The organism is Pseudomonas sp. MWU13-3659, assembly GCF_023757525.1.
In the GTDB taxonomy this organism is placed as follows: domain Bacteria; phylum Pseudomonadota; class Gammaproteobacteria; order Pseudomonadales; family Pseudomonadaceae; genus Aquipseudomonas; species Aquipseudomonas entomophila_E.
Map to the genome: position 1 here is coordinate 263,682 of NZ_JAMSHW010000004.1, position 20,764 is coordinate 284,445.

Sequence of the window (20,764 nt, forward strand, 5' to 3'; positions counted from 1 at the left end):
ATCAGCGTAACGGTTGCTTGCAAGCCCTACGCAAACGCCGCCAGCCCAGCACGACACCGCTAAGGGCGATCACCAGGCCACCGACGCTCATGGCGATGAGCAGGCTTTCGCGCAGCAGCGGCCTGGCCAGTAGGGGTTGCCAATCCCAGCTGTGCAGCAGGTTGAACAACCAGCGGCCAACCCGTTGCGTGCGGTCGAAGCTGGCCACCACCTCGCCGCTGGCCGGGTCCAGGTAAACCCACGTGCGCGCGGGGTCATCGAAGTGCAGGCCCAGCACGGGCAGTGGGCGCGTCTGGAAGCCGTACATGCTTTGCGGATCACGGGCAAAGTAGTGGAAGTCGTAGGCGGTCTGCCAGTGATCCTCGACCGCTCGTCCCGGCGCGATGGCCTGGGCGGCGGCCAGCAGCCGCTGCTTGGACAAGGCTCGCATCGGTGCCATGCCGGCTTCGACCAGGCGGCTGTCGCCGTTGGCGCTGCGTGCGACCACGAACGTGACGCCAGCGAGCCGCTGCCATTGCAGCTCCACCGGGACGAATCCATCCTCCTCGGCCAGGCGCGCCATGACCTGGCGCAGCGGCATGGCGAAATCGTCGGGGCGCAATGGCCCTTGGCGCAGGGCCGACAGGTCGAGGCGCGAATGGCTGTCGGTCAGGCCCCAGGGGCGCATGGACATCAGCCCACTGAACACCCACAGCACCAGCACCACGCCGAACAACAGCCCGCCGATGTGATGCCAGCGCAACCAGCCAGCGGGGTAGGGGCTGCAGGAGCCGCTGCGATAGCGTTTGCGCAGCCGCAGGCGCAGGACCCCCACCGCCATGCCCAGGACCGCCATGAGCGTACCGAGCAGGGAGAGACCAATCACCAGCGTGCGCCAGCCATTGTCGAAACCGAAGCCCCCGCGCAGGGGATACAACCAATGAAGCCAGGCACCCACCCAGTTCCAGGCGCGCTCCTGGGCGGTGGCGTCGCGCACCACCTCGCCGGTGCGTCCGGACAGGTACAGCCAGGTACCGGCAGCATCCGCTACCCGCACCTTGTGCAAGGGCCGGTCGCTGTCCAGGGCGCGCGAGTGGGTCCACATGTCCTCATCCACGGCCCCCAGATAAGCCAATGCCGCGTCGCCGGCATACTGCCGAGCATTGGCCAGCGCCCAAGCGGCATCGCTGCTGGCCAGCGGCTCACCGCTGGCAGCCTCGAGGGTGACGCGGCGGCCGTCGGCCAGCTCCAGTAGATAATGCGGTCGCCCGCCCAGGCTGGTCAGGCGCAGGGTTTTCATTGGCTGCTGCGCCCAACTGGCCGGCAACTCGGCGCAGCAGCCTGCCGGCAACGCCGGCAGGTGGCCCAGGCGCTCGGCTGGGGTCAGCTTGGGGTAGCCGACATACAGCATCACCACCCCGGAGACGAACCACAGCGCCATGAACAGGCAGGCGACGATGCCCAGCCAGCGGTGCCAGAGGTACAGCTGGCGCTTCAGGCCCATCAGTAGCGCCACTGCACAGCGACTTCCAGGCTGCGCGGCTCACCCAGGTAATACTGGGTGTTGGTCTGGTGGATGAAGCGTGCGTAGACCTCGTCGGTGAGGTTGCGCAGGCGCGCGCTGACTTGCACGTGCTTGTCCAGGTCGTGGGTCATGGACAGCCCGTAGACGGTGTACGACGGCACCCAGGCGGTGTTGGCGGTGTTGGCGTAGACCGACGACACATAGCGGGCGTCGGCGCCGACCTGCCAGCCCGGCGCCAGGTCGTAGGTCAGCCACAGGTTGGCGACCCGGTCGGGCATGTTCACCGGGTTCTTGCCCTTGCGCGAGTACACCACGCCGCCGATGGTTTCGTTGAACTCGTCGTACTCGGCGTTGACCCAGCTGAAGTTGCCCGCCGCCAGCAGCTTGGGCGTGACCTTGAACGAGGCGGCCAGCTCGATGCCGGTGGAGGTCTGCTGGCCGGCCTGCTCGGTGGTATTGGGCACGGTCGAGGAGGGCACCGAGATGTTCTTGCGCACGATGCGGTAAGCCGCAGCGGTGGCGGTGCCGCGTCCGTCGAGGAAGTCGAGCTTGCTGCCCACTTCCACCTGGCGCCCGGTGCTCAGGTCGAAGTCACCAACCTGGCTGAGCGAGGCGCCGGTGAGCGAGCCTCCCGGCGGTTCGGCCGAGGTGCTGTATTGGGTGTACAGGCTGACGTTGGGCGTCAGGTCGTAGACCAGGCCCAGGCGGCCGGTGAAGGCGTCCCAGCGTCGGTCCAGCTTGGCCCGGCTCACGTAATCGACCACGTCGAAGTCGATATGGTCGTAACGCAGCGCGGTGATCAGCGACAGCTGGTCGGTCAGGCGGGTGCGGTTCTCGACAAAGCCCGCAGTGGTGTCGGTGGTGGTGCTGCGGCCTTTGGCGCGCGGCGCGTCCATGCCGGGGATGTCGAGGAAGTGGCCGGGCTGGAAACCGTTCGGGTCGAGGGTGTCGAAGGCACCTTTGGACAGCGGGTAGGCGGTCTGCTGGTTGCGGCTGTAGTCCACGCCGAACGCCCAATCGCTGGCCAGGCCGAACAACTGGCCTTGATGGGTCAGTTCGGTGCGGTTGCCGTTGACCTCCTGGTCGTGGCGCTGGCGGTAGCCGCCGGAGCGGGCGATGCTGGTGTTGCCGGCGTTGTAGCGGTACACCTCGAGGTTGCGGTAATCGCGCTGGCCGTTGTAGTGGTAGAAGGTGTTGCGCAGCTGGTTGCTGTCGTCGATGCGGTAGTCGGTGATCGAGCGCAGCCAGCGGGTGCGCTGCTCGTAGCGACCGTCCTCGACGTTGTAGTTGTTGAAACGGTTGTGCTTGTCGATGTGCAGGGTGCCCACCAGTGGCTGCAACACCGGCGTGCCCCAGTACGGGCTGTCTTCTTTTTCTTCCAGGTATTCGATGGCCAGGGTGTGCGAGAGCTGGTCGTTGATATCGCTGAGCAGCGAGAAGGCCAGGTTGCCGGCACCGTTCTCCTGGCGGTCGATGTAGCCGTTGCTGCTGGTGCGGCTGTAGTCGAGCCGCGCGTAGTGGCGTGGGCCGTCGCCGCTGTTGAGCGCCTTGTTGAAGCCGACCGAGGTTTCCATCGTGTCGTAGCGCCCGTAGCTGACGCGGCCTTCGACGGTGTCCTCGTCGCGGTTGGCCAGCTTGGTGATCATGTTAAGGCTGCCGCCGACGGCGCCGCTGCCGTTGAGGAACGACGAGGGGCCGCCGAGCAGTTCGACGCGGTCGTAGATCCAGGTGCCAACCGGGCGCGCCGTGGCGCCGTATTGCAGGTTGATGCCGTTGAACAGCTGGCTGACCTGGGCGCCGTTGAAGCCGCGGTACGCCACGTAGCCGCCCCAGCCGGGCGGTGCCGAGGCGTTGACCCCGGGCAGGGCGTTGGCGGCGTCCTGGAAGTTGCGCGCGCCGACGCGCGCCATGGTCTTGCGGTCGGCGACGCTGACCGAGGCGGGGTTTTCGCGGGCGCTGAGGTTGAGCCGCGAGCCGCTTTCAATGGGCCGGTCGAGGTCGAGGCGGGTAGCCTCCTGGGGTTGGTCGGCGGTGGCCGTGACGTTGCTGGCGGGCAGGGTCAGGGTATCGTCCTGCGCCCAGGCACAGGTTGCGCCGCCAACGAGCAGCGCCAAAGTGGTCATGCGGAACATGCAAGGCTTCCTGGCTGAATGCGATAAGCGCACGCCCGCAACCATTGAGGCTGCGAACGGGCATGGCAAGGTCAGAACACGGGAAGCGCTGAGGGGGAGGCTCGGGGGTTGACCAGCGGCCAGCGCTGCTTGGGCAGGCGCGGCGCGGGTTGCCTGGGTAAGGGCACGTTCGATGCCCCCGCGAGCAGGCTCAGCAGGCCGAAGAACACCGCCAGCAATGTGGCGCTGAACAGACTGGCAATCACGCAATCGCCGCCGGCGGGCAACACTGGGTCGGTGACGTCCTGGTCGCCCTTGAACACGCCGCTGCTGTCGGCCGCGCACCAGGCGGCATCGTCCAGGCCGGCCAGGCGCAGCCCGGCCATCTGTCCATGGCCCATGGCGCACAGCAACGCGCCGAACAGGATGCTGAAGTACAGCAGCCAGGCAACGTGCGCTCTTTGGTGGCGGGCCAGCGTCATGGGCAAAGCTCGGGCGGTGAATGGGGCTGATGGGCGACGGATTCTACAGGTTTTGCGGTATCTGAAAAGCAGGTTGGCGCGCCATCGCTCACGCGCATGGATACATGAGGCGGAGTGTGTTGATTGGGCAGGGTACGCACGGCCTGATGTGGAGGGGGAGGCGTATGGGCGATCTTCCCTGCCCGGGCCCATTGTCCGATGGCATGCGCTGACTTCAGATTCCATTCAGATTCGCGCCTGATAATTCCCCCGTCGAGCCCAATCGGGGGAGTTTCATGAGCCAGATTCAGTGGAGCAGCCTGCTCCCTTTAGCGATCGGTAGCCATACCGACCACCATGCGCACCTGTCGCTTCACCGCGCAGGCGACGCCTCCCGCGCAGACCTGGAACACTTCATCCACCAGCGCTTTGCCACGGCACACCATGCCGATGTGCAACATTACTTGCCGGAACTGCTGGCGCTCAATGACAGCCGCGGGCGTCTGGTCGCAGCGGCTGGTGTGCGCCTGGCGAGCGAGGGGCCGCTGTTCCTCGAGCGTTATCTGGACCAGCCGCTTGAAAGTGAAGTGTCTCGCATAGCCGGCACTGACCTTGAGCGTACCGGCATGGTCGAGGTCGGCAACCTTGCCTCGCTCAGCGCCGGCAGCGCCCGCATCATGATCATCGCCGTCACTTGGTTGCTGGCTGCGCGCGGCCTGCAATGGGTAGCGTTTACCGGGGCCGCGACATTGATCAACAGCTTCCAGCGGCTGGGACTGGTGCCTACGGTATTGGCGCCGGCCAGTCCCGAGCGTCTTCAAGGTCAAGTTGATCAATGGGGGACATACTACGACCAGCGTCCCCAGGTGTATGCCGGGAACATCGGCTACGGCTTTGATGCCCTGACCCAAGCGGGCGTGTTCCAGCGCCTGGGGTTTCCTGCGCTTGTCGAGGAGGCCGGACATGCCGCGTGAGCTGGATCGTTTCCATGAGCGGTTGTCAGCCTATGCACGTGATCATGCTGAAGCCGTGGCGGTGCAGGGGCAGACTCGGCGCTACACCTATCAGCAATTGCTCGGTGAGATAGGCCTGCGGACCCATGTCCTGCGTCGGCAACCGGCAGGTACTTTGGTACTGGCCCTGGACAACGGCCCTGAGCTGTTGTTCTGGGATTTGGCCGCCCTGTTCGCTGAACGCCCCTGCGTGATCGTGCCGTCGTTCTTCAGCGCGGCGCAGTTCGATCACTGTATTGCCCAGAGCGGTGCATCGACCGTGCTGTGCTCGGCGCAGTGGGCAGCGCAGTTGGCGCGGATGGGATTTGCCCAGGAAGGTGAGTTCTGGGTGCGCGAGAGGCCGACTGGCCCTCGATTGCCAGAGGGTACGGCCAAGATCACTTACACCTCTGGCAGTACCGGGAACCCTAAAGGTGTATGCCTGAGCGCTGAAGCCATGCTGCGTGTGGCACGTGAACTGGAGATCGCCAGCCGGCCCACCGAGCCACAGCAGTACCTGGTGGTACTGCCTGTGGGGGTATTGCTGGAGAACCTGGGCGTATACGCCGCGCTGATGGCGGGTGCCTGCGTACAGCTTTACCCGCAGCAACAACTGGGCATGGTCGGCGCCAGCCAGGTGGATTTCAAGCGTTTGCTGGCCGCGATTGCCCTCAGCGGCGCCCAGAGCCTGATCCTCGTGCCGCAACTGTTGATGGGGCTGGTCACGGCCATCGAGCGCGGGTTGATGCGCGTTGGCCCGTTGCGTTTCGTGGCGGTGGGCGGTGCCCGGGTGGCGCCCAGCCTGCTGGCACGGGCCGAGGCGCTCGGTCTGCCTGTGTTCGAAGGCTACGGTTTGTCCGAGTGTGCTTCGGTGGTGGCCTTGAATCGCCCGGGGGCCATACGCCGTGGAAGCGTCGGGAAACCATTGCCCCATGTGCAAGTACGCATTGCCGAGGACGGCGAGGTACTGGTGGCCGGCTCGACGTTGCTGGGTTACCTGGAAGACACGCCTGTCACGGACGGGTGGTGGGCGACGGGCGATCTCGGTCACCTCGACGAAGAGGGCTACCTGTACCTCGATGGACGCAAGAAACACCAGTTCATCACCAGCTTCGGGCGCAACGTCAACCCGGAGTGGGTAGAAGCCGAACTCACCCAGAGCGGCGTCATCGCCCAGGCATTCGTGCATGGCGAAGCCTTGGCGCACAACCTGGCACTGCTTTGGCCTCTTGACCCTGCCACCAGCAACGAGACCATCGAGCAGGCCGTGCAGCAGTGCAACGCGCAGCTGCCTGATTACGCCCGGGTACATACCTGGCGGCGCTTGCCGGCTCCCTTCAGCACCCGTGACGAAACCCTGACCGCCAACGGCCGCCCGCGACGCGAGGCGATCTTGCAGCTCTACCAAACCCTGTTATCCGACATCTCGTTGTGAGGTTCCCCATGTCCTTTTTCGACACCCTGCAACTTCAAACGGCCCAAGAGCGTCAGGCGTTGTTCGCCGTACCGGTGATCCGTGAAGCCTTGGCCGGCCAGGTCAGCCTGGACAGTTACGTTGCCTTCCTGACCCAGGCCTACCACCATGTCCGCCACACGGTTCCGCTGATGATGGCCTGTGGCGCGCGCTTGCCGTCGCGCCTGGAGTGGCTGCGCGGCGCGGTGTGCGAGTACATCGATGAGGAGTACGGCCACGAGCAGTGGATCCTCAACGATATCAACGCCTGTGGGGGTGATTGGGAGGCGGTGCGCGATGGTCGGCCGGCGCGGTCGATCGAGCTAATGGTCGCCTACCTCTACGATCTGATCGCCCGCGGCAACCCGGTCGGGCTCTTCGGCATGGTCAACGTGCTCGAAGGCACCAGCATCGCCCTGGCCACCCAAGCGGCGGGCACGATCAAAACCACACTGAACCTGCCTGACAAGGCGTTCAGCTACCTGAGCTCCCATGGTGCGCTCGACCAGGACCACATGGTGACCTACAAGCAACTGATGGACCGCCTCGACGATGGCGCAGACCAGCAGGCCGTCATCCATGCGGCAAAGGTCGTCTACCACTTGTACACCGAAATGTTCCAAGGCTTGCCGCGCGCGGGCCAGCTAGAGGTGCATCATGCGCTTGCCTGAGTCCGTGGTGATCCTCACCGGTGCCAGTGGTGGCATCGGCCTGGAACTGGCCGAACAGTTGTGCGCTGCCGGTGCCCAGGTACTGGCTGTCAGTCGGCACATGGGCAAGCTGGCAGGCTTGATGAATCGCTACCCGGATCGCCTGCGTTGGCAGGAAGCCGACTTGCGCAGCCAGGCGGGGCGCGAACAGGTCGTGAGCCGAGCCCGCGAGATGGGCAATGTCAACGTGCTGATCAACGCGGCCGGCGTGAATCGCTTCGCCTTGCTCGACCAGTTGGACGAGCACGCGCTCGACGAGCTGCTGGACATCAACCTGAAGGCTCCTTTGCAACTGACACGCGCCTGCCTGCCGCTGCTGCGTGCTCAGCCCAGGGCACTGGTGGTCAATGTCGGCTCCACCTATGGCTCGATCGGCTACCCAGGCTATGCCACCTATTGCGCCAGCAAGTTCGCCCTGCGCGGTTTCTCCGAAGCGCTGCGGCGCGAGCTGGCCGACACCACGGTCAATGTTCTGTATGCCGCCCCCCGCGCCACCCGCACCGCCATGAACAGCACCGCCGCGACAGCGCTCAACCAAGCACTGAAAGTCGGCATGGACGACCCGGCGGATGTCGCCCGCGCAGTGCTCGAGGCGGTGCAATCCGAGCGCAGCGAGCTTTATCTCGGCTGGCCGGAAAAACTCTTCGTGCGGATCAACGGCATGTTGCCGGGCGTGGTCGACCGCGCACTGCGCAAGCAACTGCCTGTCATTCGCCGCTACATCGGCAGCCACTCCAAGGAGTCGATCAAATGAAACGCCTGCTCATTACCAGCTTGCTGGCATTCGCCCCCTGCACCTGGGCATTGGACCCGGCAGGCACTCAGCACCTGAGCGAGCTGCAGCAGCGCTGGGCGCAGATCCAGTATCAACTGCCCAAGGATAAACGTGCCGACGCCTTTGAAAAGCTGTCAGGCGACGCGGCTGCATTCGTTCATCAGTACCCCGGCACACCTGAGCCGTTGATCTGGGAGGGCATCATCAACAGCAGTTGGGCGGGGGCCACCGGTGGCCTTGGAGCACTGGGCAAGGTCAAGGCGGCGAAAGCCAGCCTGGAGCAGGCCATGAAACTGGACCCCAACGCGCTGCAGGGTTCGGCCTACACCAGCCTGGGCACGCTGTACGACCAGGTTCCCGGCTGGCCAATCGGTTTCGGCGACGCCGACAAGGCTGACGCTCTGCTGCGCAAGGCCCTGCAGATCAACCCCAACGGTATCGACAGCAACTATTTCTGGGCCGATCATCTGTACCGGCAAAAGCGCTACCCGGAGGCTACCGCGGCGTTGCACAAAGCCCTGCAAGCCCCACCGCGGCCAGGGCGTGAACTGGCAGACCAGGGTCGGCGCACCGATATCGATGCTTTACTCAAGGCGATCAAGGACAAACAGGACTGAACATGCGGCTGCTGCTGGTTGAGGACGACATCGCACTGGGTGAAGGGATCTGTGACGGCTTGCGCCAGGAGGGCTACACCCTCGACTGGCTGCGCGACGGTGTCAGCGGCTTGCATGCGCTGCAGCATGAAACCTTCGATCTGGTGATTCTGGACCTTGGGTTGCCGCGCATGGACGGCATCGAACTGCTACGGCGGGTACGTGCTGGCGGCGATAGCCTGCCGGTGCTGATTTTAACCGCACGGGACGCGCTGGACGACCGCATCAGCGGCCTCGATGCCGGCGCCGACGATTACTTGGTGAAGCCCTTCGATCTCAACGAGCTCAAGGCACGCTTGCGCGCCTTGCTGCGGCGCAGCGCGGGACGCGCCAAGGTGCTGATCGAACATGCCGGGGTCAGTCTCGACCCCGCTACCCAGCAAGTGCACTACAACGGCATGGAGATCGTGCTGACCCCGAAGGAGTACAGGCTGTTGCACGAGTTGTTGGCGCAACCTGGCAAGGTATTCACCCGTGAGCGCCTGACCCAGCTGCTGTATGGCTGGGACGAGGAGCCCGAGAGCAATACGCTGGAGGTGAACATCTACCACCTGCGCAAGAAGCTGTTCAACGGCTTGATCCGCACGGTGCGCGGCATCGGCTACCTGGTAGAGGCCAAGGCATGAGCTCGCTGCGCCAACGCACACTGTGGCGCGTGATGCTGTTGCTGCTGCTCGGCACAGGCCTGCTGGTGCTTTACAACTACCACGACAGCCGCCACGAAATTAACGAGGTGTATGACGCCCACCTTGCCCAGAATGCCCGCCTGCTACAGGGCGTCATGAGCCTGCCGGTACAGGACGGCTCGCGCGAGGCGCTGTACCAGGCCTTCAACGAAGCCTTGGGGAGGGCAGGGCGACATCAGGTGGGGCACCCCTACGAAAGCAAGCTGGCGTTTCAGGTCTGGCAGGATGGCGGGGCGCTCCTGGTGCATACACCCAGTGCGCCGACACTCGACCCGCTACCGACGACGCCAGGCTTCTACGATTTCACCAGCGCCGGCAAACAATGGCGTGGTTTCGTCCTGCCGGTGCCGGAAAAGCACTGGATGATCTGGGTCGGCGAACGGGATGATGTGCGCTACGACCTGATCGACCGCATTGTTCGCCATACCCTGTTTCCGTTTCTGCTCGGCAGCCTGGCGTTGGCGCTGCTGGTCTGGGCCGCGATTGGTTGGGGGCTGCGGCCGTTGCAGAACATGGCCAATGTCATCCGCGGGCGCCACGCCGACTCCCTTGAGCCTTTGCAGCTGGTGCCGCTTCCCTCGGAACTTGAGCCGATGCAGGCCGCCATCAATCGCCTGTTGGCACAGATCGACGACCTGCTACGGCGTGAGCACCGGTTCATTGCCGATGCCGCTCACGAAATGCGCACGCCGCTGGCCGTCCTGCGCCTGCATGCACAAAACGCCCTGGCTGCCAGCAACGACATGGAGCGGCAAAAAGCGTTGGGGTTCCTGATGGACGGGGTCGACCGGCTGACCCGGGTGGTCAACCAGTTGCTGACCCTGGCCCGCGTCGAGCCACGACTGGGGCAGCGCGGCAGTACCCTTGTCGATCTGGCTGAAGTGGTCACCGACACCCTGGCCGACCTGGCACCGTGGATACTTGCCCGTGGCCTGGAGCCCTCGCTGGACATCGACGAGGGTGACCATCACCTGGCGATCAATGCCGGCACCCTGGGCATCGCAATCCAGAACCTGGTGTCCAACGCGGTTGAGCATTCACCGCCTGCAGGCCGTATAACGGTGTCACTCCGGCGTCTGGACAATGCTTTCGAGCTGGTGGTAGAGGACGAGGGGCCGGGTATCGATGAGGCAAGCCTTTCCCGCGTGTTCGAACGTTTCTACAGCCGCAATAACCCAAATGGTGCGGGCCTTGGGCTGTCGATCGTTGCGACCATTGTCGATCGTCTTGGCGGGCAGGTACGCCTGGCTAATCGAGCCGGCGGGGGGTTGGCCGCCACCTTGCTGCTGCCAATGGATTGAGCCCAGCGGCCGCGAAGCACCTTGCAGGCGCTCAGTCGGGCGCTGGCTAGCGCCTGAATATCTACAAGAGTAATCCCAGCCATACCGCCCCAAGAATGACCAACTGACCGGGAATGAGGTATCGCGCGAAGCTGAAACCGCCGTTACTCAACGCCAGGCCGCATTTGGTCAACGTGTTCGCGGTCAATGCGAGTAATCCCGCTATCACCAGATCATCAGTACCGAGCTTTCCAGCGATGACCAGCGAGGCGATCGAGGCAGTGGCGGCATGCACATCGGCCAAGCCGCTGACGAACGCCGCGACGCTCACGCCGTTGTGGCCCAGGTGCTGAAGCAGAAATGCCGAGAGCAATGAGATGCCGGTTATGGCAGCGGTGACGGCCAGCGCTGTCCACAGACTGAACGCGCCAGCCCCCGGAGTCGCCGTCGCCCCGCCATGAGCCGTACGCCAAGGTGCCAGTAGAAACACGCCATAGACGAGCGTGACCAGCACACCGAGCCAGATTGATGGCCAAAAAGGTTCGAGCAAGCGACGGTCAACGATGCTCAGCACGAGGGCAAATTGCGTGAGAGTGGCGAGATTGGACAACACGGCAGCCCCGGCAAATGGCCTGGCAGCGGCGCTTTGCTGGCGAGCGCGGTGTGCAAGCACGGCAATGGTGGCAGAGCCTGAGGCAAAGCCTGAGGCGATCGCGCTCAAGGGTAATCCGTACCGAGGCCCCATCAGGCGCATGGCTATGTGCCCCAAAGCGCCCACGGCCATCAGCAAGACCACCAGGTTACAAATCGTGCGCGGGTTGAGCACGTTGTAAGGGCCTAGAAACTGGTCCGGGGTCAACGGCAGCACCACCAATGCCACCGTTGACAGCAGCAAACCATCGCGCAGTTCTTGCTCGCTCAACTGCTGCAGCACGAAATGGTGCAATTCGCGTCGCAGCGCCAACAGCACGGTCAGTACAACGCCGGCAGCTGCGGCAAGCTCAGGTTCCTTCAGGCTCAGCGCGCCCAGTGTCAGCACCAGAAGCAGCGCAATTTCACTGGTAATGTCAGGATCGTTGTCGGCATGGTCGCGGTAATGCGTGCACAGCATCAGTACCAGGCCGAGACTCGCCACCGCGACCAGCACCACACCTGCCAACACCATGCTGAGGTAGCCCAGCAACGTGGTGATGGCAAAGGTGCGCAGCCCAGCGGCAGCCTGGTTTTCGTTACGGCCCTTCCTGCGCTCGCGCTCAAGCCCCACCAGCATGCCGATGCCCAACGCCACGGCACCGTGGCCAACATTCACGGCGTCGAGCATGGCGCCTTCAGGGTGACCTTGGCCTCCCATTCACTGCCGCCTTGCTGGAGCGCCATCAGTGCAGGCATGTCGAGAATTTCCACCAGCCTGCCATGGAGGTCGACGATACCCAGCGCGCGCAGGTGGGCGACGGACCGGCACACGGTCTCCAAGCGCAAGCCCAGGTACGAGGCCATGTCTTCCCGGGACATCCGCAACATGAAGCCGTGGGCGGAGTAGCCGCGGCTGACGAAGCGCCCGGACAGCTCCACCAGGAAGCCCGCCAAGCGCTGTTCCGCAGTAAGATTGCACAGCATCAGCACGCGCTTGTGTTCACGCACGATCTCCCGGCTCATCAAGCGATTCAGGCTTTGTTGCAGGAACGGAAAGTCGCGGGCCAGGGCTTGCAAGCGGTGATAGGGGACGGGGCAGACTTCGCTGTCTTCCAGGGCAATGGCGTCGCAGACATGGTGCTCTGTGGCAATGGCATCGAGGCCGAGCACGTCACCTGGCATCCAGAAGTTGATCACCACCCCTTGGCCCTCGGCGGTGTTCAGGCTGGTCTTGAAACTGCCGCAGCGTACGGCATAGAGCAGGGTCAGCGGATCGTTGGCATTGAACAGCGCGGCGCCCTTTCGAATGCGCAGGCGTGGACCTATCAATGCGCCCAGGCAGCTGTTGTCGTGAATGGGCAGGCCGGTGGGCAGGCACAGGCCGCTGACCCGGCAATCCCGGCACAGGGCCGCCGACGGCTTCAGGTGAATGGGGTTTGCCGAGCGTGATGGCTTGGGCGAGTCGAGCTGCGTGACCTTCAGCTGGCTGGACATTTTCAGGCCTCCTTCGCACTTCGGAGGCCGCCTTGGGCCCTTATGCCAGTGTGGGGCAACCCTGCAGCCAGCCGGTCAAGCGAGTGGGGGGCATTGAGGCGGGTTGTGAGCCGCTCTACAAACTGCTCGGCTTCGGCAGCCGTGTTGAAACTCACCCGCCAGTCATCCATATGCACCCACCAGCGTTCCCGCTCAGTGTTCCTCTCGACGTAGACGTTCATCAGCGCCTCCAAAGCATGGGTAGGTCAACAATGCACAATGAAAGCATCCATGCCGGTAGCGCAGGTGAAACTCAGGGCGTGATCGCCACTTTCATCACGTGTCGACGAATACGGCTGCCTTCATGAGCGCCGCGACACACCTGCAGAGCCTGAAATGGGTGTTGCTATGGGGATAAGGTGCGCCAGCGAAGTCTCTAAGCATTGATCCGCGTCAAGTTCCTGCGCCAAGGGCAATGCCATTTGTCCGAAGGGGGCTCCCGTTGGTAAACATCATGCGTGCAAGGCGTGGTTGGGGGATGCGCCGAACCGGCCGCTATTTGGCTTTCCAGTACTTCTGCATTTCCAGGAACAGGAATGAAGCGGTCCAGGTAATCAGCACCAGGCCGGTCAAACCCTGCAGGCCCGTGAGGTACTTGAGGTGCCCGCTAGGGGCGACATCACCGAAGCCGATGGTGGTGTAGGTGGTGAAGGAAAAGTACACGCAGTCCAGTAAACTGCCGTCGAAATTGCCGCTGAGCGTGCCCCAGCCCTCGGCATGGACCATCAGGTAGTAGGCCAGGGCAAAGCACCAGACCTCCAGGGCATGGGCCAGCAGGGCGCCGAATACGCCCGCCACGATGCGAAACCGGCTCCAGAGCTTGAGGCGGGGTAGCCAGTCATTCAGGCGCAGCAGGCACTCGTAGTGAATGATCACCACCAGGATCACGACCAGCATGTTGATCAGCGTGACGGTAAGCATCGCCGGTACTCTTGCCATGACTGGCGGTTCACTTCGTGGTGTCGATCAACGCATAGCTGGCAGGTTGATTGGCTTGCGGCAATAGCGCCGGAAACTCTTCGGGAGTGATCGTTTCCTTGGCCAACAACAGGCGCGCCCCCGCATCCAGGTCGTCGCGGCGCTGCTCGAGCAGTATCCGTGCGCGGCCATAGGCCTCTTCCAGCAAGCTGCGAATACCAAGGTCGACCTCGCGCGCGGTCTGTTCAGAGTAGTCCCTTCGCTCCTGACGCAACACGGATTCGCCCAGATAACCGGTTGGCTGGCGCTCCAACACCGCCTGGCCCAGCTCCGGGCTCATGCCGAAGCGGGTGATCAACTGCCGGGCGATGTCGGTGGCACGCCCCAGATCGTCGGCGGCGCCCGTGGAAACCTGGCCGAACGCCAGGCTTTCGGCGGCACGCCCGGCCATCAGCACGACAATGCGGTCGCGCAGCATCTGCGCGCTGATCAGGAAGCGGTCATCGGTCGGCCGTTGCAGGGTGTACCCTAGCGAGCCTGCGGCACGGGGAATGATCGACACTTTGTGCACCAGGTCCATGGCCGGCAAGCTGCTGGCGGCCAGGGCATGCCCCATTTCGTGGTACGCCACCACCTGGCGCTCGTCGCTGCGCAACACACTGCCTTTGCGCTCGACACCGGCCACCAGGCGCTCGATCGCGGCGGTGAAGTCCTGCAGTTCCACCCATTGGCTGGCACGCCGAGTGGCGACGATGGCTGCCTCGTTGACCAGGTTGGCCAGGTCGGCACCGGTCAGGCCCGGCGTGATCTGCGCAATGCGCTCGCAGTCCAGATCGTTCTTGTAGATGATCTTGTGCAGGTGCACCTTCAGGATCGCCAGGCGGCCCTTGCGGTCGGGCCGGTCGATGAGGATCTGCCGGTCAAAGCGCCCCGCGCGTAGCAGCGCCGGGTCCAGTACTTCGGGCCGGTTGGTGGCGGCCAGCAGCACCACGCCTTCGCGCGGGTCGAAGCCGTCCAGTTCCGCCAGCAGTTGGTTGAGGGTTTGTTCTTTTTCGTCATTGCCACCAAAACTACCGATGCCGCGCATCTTGCCAAGGGCGTCCAGTTCATCGATGAAGATGATGCAAGGCGCTGCCTGGCGGGCCTGGTCGAACAAGTCACGAACCCGCGCGGCGCCCACCCCCACGAACATCTCCACGAACTCCGAGCCGGAAATCGAGAAAAAGGGCACCGCCGCTTCCCCAGCGATGGCTTTGGCGACCAGGGTCTTGCCGGTGCCGGGTGGGCCAACCAGCAAGGTGCCCTTGGGCACATGAGCGCCCAGGCGCGCGTACCATGCCTTGTTTTTCAGGAAGGACACGATTTCGGTAAGCTCATCCTTGACGTCGTCGATACCGGCCACATCGGCAAAGGTCACCTTGGTGTCATGCTCGACATAGACGCGGGCGCGTGATTTTCCCACGCCCATCAACCCGCCCAGGCCTTGTTTCCCACTCAGGCCATGGAACAGGAAATACCACAGCACCAGCATCATCAGCAGTGGCATGAACCAGCCCACCACCGTGGCCACCGTGCTGTTTTCGGCGATACCGGTAAATGCCACGCCCGAGCGCCCCAACTGCTCGCTCAGCGCCGGGTCGATACGCACCGTGGAAAACACCGAATGGCCGTCGATGGGTTCCTGCAGCCGGCCCAGGATGCGGTCATGCTCGATGCGCAGGTCGCTGACCTTCTGCTGCTCCAGCAATTGCAGGAACTGGCTGTAAGGGATGGCCTGCACCGCGGGCGTGTTGAACAGGCCAAACTGCACCGCGGCCAGCACGGACAGCCCGACGGCCAGGAAATATAACTTCCAGGGCTGATCCTTGTTCATGCCTGTTCCTCCCAACGCTGCAACACTGCTTTGTTTCTACCCTTGCACCGGGTGTTGCGATTGATAAAGGTCAAACTCGGTGAACGGACCGAGCCGGCTCACGCGCCTGGGAGCCTTGATAATTATCAAGAACGAAGCAGCACCTGATTCGATAATCACAAGCGCATGCAACCCAACAGCCGCGCCGGGGAGGTGCTCGATGAACCCGTATCGCCGGATTCTGCTTATCATGACCGAGGTCCAAGCCAGTGCCGCGCTGTCCCGGGCCCTGGCATTGGCTGCGGCATCGGGTGCGACTTTGCACGTGCTGGGCATGCATGAGCCGGGTGAACTGAGCCTGCGTCATGGAATGCAGGAAGCCTCGCTGCCTTCGCTTTCTTTCTTGCACTTCAGCACCGAGCTCAAGGCGCTGCTCGATGAACAGCCAGTAATCGGGGCTCGGCCAAGTTTCGAGGCCGTGGAAGCCTTCAATCTACGTGATCTGCTGCCGACCCGCATTGCCCGCTATGCACCTGATCTGGTGATCAAAGACTGCCCGGGCTGTTCCTTGTTCGATCAGATCGCCCGTACCTCGCCAGACCAAGTGCTGTTGCATGCGAGCGAGGTGCCGTTGTTGTTGGTGCCGGCGAATGCCCCGGCCATTCCACGCAGCATCCTGGTGGCAGTGGATGTTGCCAACCCGTCACCACAAAACGACGCGCTCAACCACGTTCTGGTCGCGGCAGGCCAGCAGCTGGCGGCTCAATGCAAAGGGCAGTTGCACCTGCTGTCGGCCTACGACCTGCCCCTCGCCATGGCGGCCAACCCTGATCTTGCCGGCCCTTGGGCGGACGAAGTGCGCGAGTCGCTGCAGTTGCCGTTCGATGCGCTGGCCGATGCACATGGCATCGCCCATACGCATCGGCATTTCAGCGAGGGTGCGCCCTTGCGCGTCATCAAGTCCCACATTGCCGCGCTGAAGATCGATGTGGTGGTGGTCGGCGTCGTGCAGGCCAGGCATTGGGCCAAGCTGATCGGCGATACCACCGAGCGGCTGGTCAGCCATGCGCCGTGCAGCATTCTGACGGTCAGGTCCGCGCCTGCTCGTCATGGGACTTGAATCTTTGTTGCCGTTCGTCCGCGCAGTGGTTCAGTTGATAAACATCAAATCCACGAAGCTCGGCTGATGGATGATCCAGGGACACTTGCCAATCGCTGAGGTGCGCCATGGACAACCCGCAAAGACTCTTGCTGATCGCTTCGCCTCTGATGCGTCGCACCCCGGTTTACGACCGCGCGGCTGCGCTGGCCAAGGCCAAGGGCATGGCCTTGCACATTGTGGCCTTCGACTACCTCGAAGGCCTGGCCACGGCGGGCCTGGTCAATGATCAGGCGCTGGCGGTGATGCGTGAAGGCTACGTGCAGCAGCACCGTGAATGGCTTGAAACCCAAGCGTTGTCGATGCGCCGCAACGGTGTGACGGTCACCACCGAAGTGGTGTGGGTGCAACATCCGCTGGACGAGATCCTGGTGCACTTGCGCGAGCAGCCGTTTGCCATGCTGATCAAGGCGTTCGAGCATGAACCCTGGTGGATGCGGGCGATGTTCACCTCGCTCGACATCCAGCTGCTGCGGGAAACCCGCATTCCTCTGCACCTGGTGAATCAGGCCAGCCATGCGCTGCCACGCAAGATTCTGGCCGCCGTGGACCTGTCCCGCCCTGAGGACCAGTTCGAGGGGTTCAACGACCAGATCATCAGCGAGGCACTGAAACTGGCATTACAGTGCAATGCCCAGGTCGAGTTGCTGTATGCCTACGACGTCGGCTCCATGTACCTGGACGCAGGCGGCAGCCGCGAGCATTCGTTCCTGTTTGACTCCAGCCTCGCCCAGACACTGCATGAGGCGCAAAGCGCTGCCTTCCAGGCGCTTGCCGAGCGCAATGGTATCGCCGCCGAACACCGCCATCTGCGCATGGGAGACCCCGCCAAGGTGCTGGCGTTGTTCATGGAGCACAATGATATCGATGTTCTGGTCATGGGCAGTTACCACCATCACGGCATTGGCTGGTTCATCGGTAGCACTGCCGAACGGGTATTGCACCGGTTGTCCAGCAGCGTGCTGGTGATTTCACCGGAGCATTCCCAAGGCTGAGAGACAAGGCCCGAAAGGGCCTTGTTTTTAGTTGCGAAGGTCAAGTTCGTGAATGATTTCGCTGACATCGCCACCCAGGTAGCGGGAGCTGAACCCCAGGCCTTTGGTCAGCCGATGCATGCCGTAGTTGTTCGCCAGGTCTCTGGAGATCATGCAGTGAAAGCCATTGCGCCTCGCGGCTGTGATCAGGTGCTGCATCAGCAACCGACCCAACCCCTTGCGTTGCCATGCTTCATGCACCGCCACGGCGCATTCGCAGAGGCGGCTGCCTGGAACACCGGCATAGCGGCAGACCCCAATCTGGCGTAACTGGCCATCTGCATGGATCAAGGCAACATAGGCCTCGCGTTGATGATGTTCTACTGGCATGCAACGGGCATCCAAGCTCGGCAAGCCGCTGCTGAGTCCGGCGATGAGGCGGAAACGACGCGCCTCGTAAGCGATAGTGCTGACAAAACGGCGGTCCCTTTCATGATCTTCCTCGCGCAGCGGGCGGATCAGTACGGCAGAACCGTCCGAAAGCTTTTCGATCCAATGCTCGCCCGCGTTTGGCGGGTCAGTCTGCTGCTTGCTCATGGCGCCTCCATCTGGTCGATGCTTGCCAGAGCTGTTGTACCGTGCCGGGAGGCGCCGGTTCTGACAATCGTCAAGTTCAGGTTCGCCGGGTGGGTTTTCTGATCTGCATCAAGCGCGAACCGACTTGCCTGCGGACAATCGCCTACATCATCACGCCAGCCGCGCAAGCCTGGAGGTTCACCATGGGTCAATATCGACAATTGCTGGTGCTGCTCACCGAGGTCGACCCGCATTCCCCCGCGCTGCGCAGGGCGTTGGCCCTGGCGCATGTCAGTGGCGCCAGTGTGCATGTATTGGGTTTGTTCGAACCGAAACAGGAGCACCTGCTGCGTGAAGAGCGATTGAACGAGGCCGCTATCCAGTGCCAGTTCGACCACTACCGGGTGCAGCTGGCGGGGTTGGTCGAGCGTCACCGTGGCAGCGGTATCGCCCTGACGGTCGACAGCCTGCAGGCAGAGGACATCCGCAGCCAGGCCATCGATTACATCAGCGAACTGCAGCCCGATATGGTCATCAAGGACAGCGAGGCGACGCCAGCGCTGGCGCGCCTGTTCAGCACGCCTCTGGATTGTGCGCTGATGCGAGGCTTGAAGGGCATCACGCATTTCGTACCGACGGCCTCGGCGTCGCTGCCCCGGCGTGTGCTGGTCGCCGTGGACACCTCCTTCAGCGAAACCCCCGAGGTCCAGGCCAGCTTCAACCGTGGGCTGATCCGTGCCGCACAGGCGCTGGCACTGCAATGCGATGCACAGTTGCACCTGCTCTCGGCCTACAACCTGGCTGGCGTGTTCGCCTCGGACATCAACGTCACCCAGGCCTGGATTGAAGAGATGCGCGATGCGCTCAAGGAACCGTTCGACACCTTGGCGGACGCCGAGGGGGTCGCGCCGGATCGCCGCCACTTCCTGGAAGGCGGCCCGGTGCAGGTGATTCGCGAGCAGGTTGCCGCACTAGACATCGACGCGGTGGTCATGGGCGTCGTGCAGCCCAAGGGCCTGGACAAGCTGCTCGGTGACACCACCGAACGCATCGTCAGCCACCCGCCGTGCAGCGTTCTGGCGGTTCACCCTCAAACGGCCGACACCCTGGAGCCCTAGCCATGCAACTGACATTCTTCGGTGGTACCGGGACCGTGACCGGCAGCAAGTTCCTGTTGACCTACGATGGCAGACGGGTGCTGATCGACTGCGGGTTGTTCCAAGGCTACAAGCAACTGCGCCTGCGCAACTGGGACCCGCTGCCGGCGGCACTGCGCGCGCTCGATGCCGTGGTGTTGACCCATGCCCATCTCGACCACAGCGGTTATCTTCCGGTGCTTGCGCGCGAAGGCTATACCGGCCCGGTCTACGCAACGCCGGCCACCTGTGCCTTGGCCGAGATCCTGTTGCTCGACAGTGCAAGGCTGCAGGAAGAGCAGGCCGAGCATGCCAACCGGCACGGCTACTCCAAGCATTCGCCGGCACGCCCGCTATATACCGAACAGGATGCAAAGCGCGCCTTGACGCTATTGCGCCCTGTGGCGTTGCATCAGCCAACCCTGATAGCGCCGGGCATGGAACTGATGTTGCGCATGGCAGGGCATATCCTTGGTGCGGCGACGGTTCAGATCAAGGTCGATGACCAGACCTTGGTCTTCTCCGGCGACCTGGGCCGGCCACAAGACCCGATCATGCGCGCGCCGGAGCTGATCAGGACGGCAGACGTGCTGCTGGTGGAGTCCACCTATGGCGATCGCCAGCATCCAACCGAATCAACCGAGCAATTTCTGGCCCAGGTCATCAACCAGACCCTCCTGCGCCACGGCATTACCCTGGTGCCATCATTCGCCGTTGGCCGTGCCCAGTTGCTGATGTATTACCTCTACAAACTCAAGCGCGATGGCCTGATACCCGACATCCCGGTCTATCTCAACAGCCCGATGGCCACAGACGCAACCACCCTGTACCAACAGTTCAGAAGCGAGCATCGCTTGACGCCGGCGGAGTGCGCCGCAATGTGCAAGAGCACCCAGATCATCCGTACGGTCGATGAATCCCGGCATCTGGATCAACTGCGTGAACCTGCGGTCATCATCGCCGCCAGCGGCATGGCGACCGGTGGACGGGTTCTGCACCATCTCAAAACGTTGGCCCCCAACCCACGTAACAGCATCCTGTTCTCGGGTTTCCAGGCCGGTGGTACCCGCGGCGCCGACATCGTCGGCGGTGCGCGCAGTGTCCGCCTGCATGGCGAAGACGTGCCCATCCGGGCCCAGGTGCATGCCATGGAGAACCTCTCAGCGCATGCCGATGCCGACGAGATCATGGAGTGGTTGCGTGGCTTCGCCCGCCCACCACGCCAGACCTACGTCATCCATGGCGAGCCGCACGCCGCCGATACGTTGCGGCGGCGAATCAGCATCGAGCTCGGTTGGCAGGTGTACGTACCCGAGTACCAGGAAACCGTTGCCATTGACCCAGTGCGCTAGCCT

General features: G+C 63.4%; 20 protein-coding genes. 11 read left to right on the forward strand and 9 right to left on the reverse strand.

Annotation, left to right across the window (positions count from 1 at the left end; all coding sequences use genetic code 11):
* Position 1: 1 nt before the first annotated feature.
* The 3 genes from NGM28_RS08100 to NGM28_RS08110 all read right to left on the reverse strand — a co-directional run bounded on the left by NGM28_RS08100 (position 2) and on the right by NGM28_RS08110 (position 4,097).
* Positions 2-1,483: a PepSY domain-containing protein gene (locus NGM28_RS08100; protein ID WP_502943838.1), complete on the reverse strand. Its 1,482-nt coding sequence runs from the start codon at positions 1,481-1,483 to the stop codon at positions 2-4.
* Positions 1,483-3,636 (reverse strand): TonB-dependent receptor, encoded by a 2,154-nt coding sequence (locus NGM28_RS08105; RefSeq protein WP_252089651.1) that lies wholly within the window; start codon positions 3,634-3,636, stop codon positions 1,483-1,485. The genes NGM28_RS08100 and NGM28_RS08105 overlap by 1 nt, the downstream gene beginning before the upstream one ends.
* 71 nt (positions 3,637-3,707) lie before the next feature.
* Positions 3,708-4,097, reverse strand: coding sequence for a DUF2946 family protein (locus tag NGM28_RS08110; RefSeq protein WP_252089653.1), 390 nt, complete (start codon positions 4,095-4,097; stop codon positions 3,708-3,710).
* Between the two features lie 275 nt (positions 4,098-4,372).
* Between NGM28_RS08110 and NGM28_RS08115 the strand changes: the two genes are divergently transcribed.
* From NGM28_RS08115 to NGM28_RS08145, 7 genes are read left to right on the forward strand one after another with little or no spacing between them, the layout of a single operon-like run.
* Positions 4,373-5,050, forward strand: a complete 678-nt coding sequence (locus tag NGM28_RS08115; protein WP_252089655.1) for a thermostable hemolysin — start codon at positions 4,373-4,375, stop codon at positions 5,048-5,050.
* Positions 5,040-6,503 carry an AMP-binding protein gene (locus NGM28_RS08120; protein ID WP_252089657.1) on the forward strand — a complete coding sequence of 488 codons (1,464 nt, stop codon included), beginning with the start codon at positions 5,040-5,042 and terminating at the stop codon, positions 6,501-6,503. The genes NGM28_RS08115 and NGM28_RS08120 overlap by 11 nt, the downstream gene beginning before the upstream one ends.
* Positions 6,504-6,511: 8 nt before the next feature.
* Positions 6,512-7,192: an iron-containing redox enzyme family protein gene (locus NGM28_RS08125; RefSeq protein WP_252089658.1), complete on the forward strand. Its 681-nt coding sequence runs from the start codon at positions 6,512-6,514 to the stop codon at positions 7,190-7,192.
* A complete protein-coding gene (locus tag NGM28_RS08130; RefSeq protein ID WP_011533932.1) occupies positions 7,179-7,985 on the forward strand; it encodes an SDR family oxidoreductase in 807 nt (268 codons plus the stop codon). The genes NGM28_RS08125 and NGM28_RS08130 overlap by 14 nt, the downstream gene beginning before the upstream one ends.
* Complete coding sequence (locus NGM28_RS08135; RefSeq protein WP_252089659.1) at positions 7,982-8,623, forward strand: tetratricopeptide repeat protein; 642 nt, start codon at positions 7,982-7,984, stop codon at positions 8,621-8,623. Before NGM28_RS08130 ends, NGM28_RS08135 begins: the two co-directional genes overlap by 4 nt.
* 2 nt (positions 8,624-8,625) lie before the next feature.
* A complete protein-coding gene (locus tag NGM28_RS08140; protein ID WP_252089661.1) occupies positions 8,626-9,288 on the forward strand; it encodes a response regulator in 663 nt (220 codons plus the stop codon).
* Entirely contained in the window at positions 9,285-10,649 is a 1,365-nt protein-coding gene (locus NGM28_RS08145; protein WP_252089663.1) for a sensor histidine kinase, read from the forward strand. Before NGM28_RS08140 ends, NGM28_RS08145 begins: the two co-directional genes overlap by 4 nt.
* 61 nt (positions 10,650-10,710) lie before the next feature.
* On the opposite strand, the gene NGM28_RS08150 is transcribed toward NGM28_RS08145, so the two are convergent.
* The 5 genes from NGM28_RS08150 to ftsH form a co-directional block, all read right to left on the reverse strand.
* Positions 10,711-11,949: an MgtC/SapB family protein gene (locus tag NGM28_RS08150; RefSeq protein ID WP_252089665.1), complete on the reverse strand. Its 1,239-nt coding sequence runs from the start codon at positions 11,947-11,949 to the stop codon at positions 10,711-10,713.
* Entirely contained in the window at positions 11,934-12,755 is an 822-nt protein-coding gene (locus tag NGM28_RS08155) for a helix-turn-helix domain-containing protein (RefSeq protein ID WP_252089667.1), read from the reverse strand. The genes NGM28_RS08150 and NGM28_RS08155 overlap by 16 nt, the downstream gene beginning before the upstream one ends.
* A gap of 2 nt (positions 12,756-12,757) precedes the next feature.
* Positions 12,758-12,976: a hypothetical protein gene (locus tag NGM28_RS08160; protein WP_252089669.1), complete on the reverse strand. Its 219-nt coding sequence runs from the start codon at positions 12,974-12,976 to the stop codon at positions 12,758-12,760.
* 313 nt (positions 12,977-13,289) lie between these two features.
* Complete coding sequence (locus NGM28_RS08165; RefSeq protein ID WP_213661178.1) at positions 13,290-13,715, reverse strand: potassium channel family protein; 426 nt, start codon at positions 13,713-13,715, stop codon at positions 13,290-13,292.
* A 28-nt stretch (positions 13,716-13,743) separates the two neighbouring features.
* Positions 13,744-15,585 carry an ATP-dependent zinc metalloprotease FtsH gene (ftsH, locus tag NGM28_RS08170; RefSeq protein WP_252089670.1) on the reverse strand — a complete coding sequence of 614 codons (1,842 nt, stop codon included), beginning with the start codon at positions 15,583-15,585 and terminating at the stop codon, positions 13,744-13,746.
* A gap of 199 nt (positions 15,586-15,784) precedes the next feature.
* Between ftsH and NGM28_RS08175 the strand changes: the two genes are divergently transcribed.
* Both NGM28_RS08175 and NGM28_RS08180 read left to right on the forward strand, forming a co-directional pair.
* Entirely contained in the window at positions 15,785-16,684 is a 900-nt protein-coding gene (locus NGM28_RS08175; protein ID WP_252089673.1) for a universal stress protein, read from the forward strand.
* A gap of 107 nt (positions 16,685-16,791) precedes the next feature.
* Complete coding sequence (locus NGM28_RS08180) at positions 16,792-17,718, forward strand: universal stress protein (RefSeq protein ID WP_252089675.1); 927 nt, start codon at positions 16,792-16,794, stop codon at positions 17,716-17,718.
* A 27-nt stretch (positions 17,719-17,745) separates the two neighbouring features.
* Here the strand turns inward: NGM28_RS08180 and NGM28_RS08185 are convergent, their stop codons facing one another.
* Entirely contained in the window at positions 17,746-18,294 is a 549-nt protein-coding gene (locus NGM28_RS08185; protein WP_252089676.1) for a GNAT family N-acetyltransferase, read from the reverse strand.
* Positions 18,295-18,476: 182 nt separating this feature from the next.
* Between NGM28_RS08185 and NGM28_RS08190 the strand changes: the two genes are divergently transcribed.
* Positions 18,477-19,391, forward strand: coding sequence for a universal stress protein (locus NGM28_RS08190; protein ID WP_252089677.1), 915 nt, complete (start codon positions 18,477-18,479; stop codon positions 19,389-19,391).
* A 2-nt stretch (positions 19,392-19,393) separates the two neighbouring features.
* Positions 19,394-20,761, forward strand: a complete 1,368-nt coding sequence (locus NGM28_RS08195) for an MBL fold metallo-hydrolase RNA specificity domain-containing protein (protein WP_252089679.1) — start codon at positions 19,394-19,396, stop codon at positions 20,759-20,761.
* The last annotated feature ends 3 nt before the right edge of the window (positions 20,762-20,764 follow it).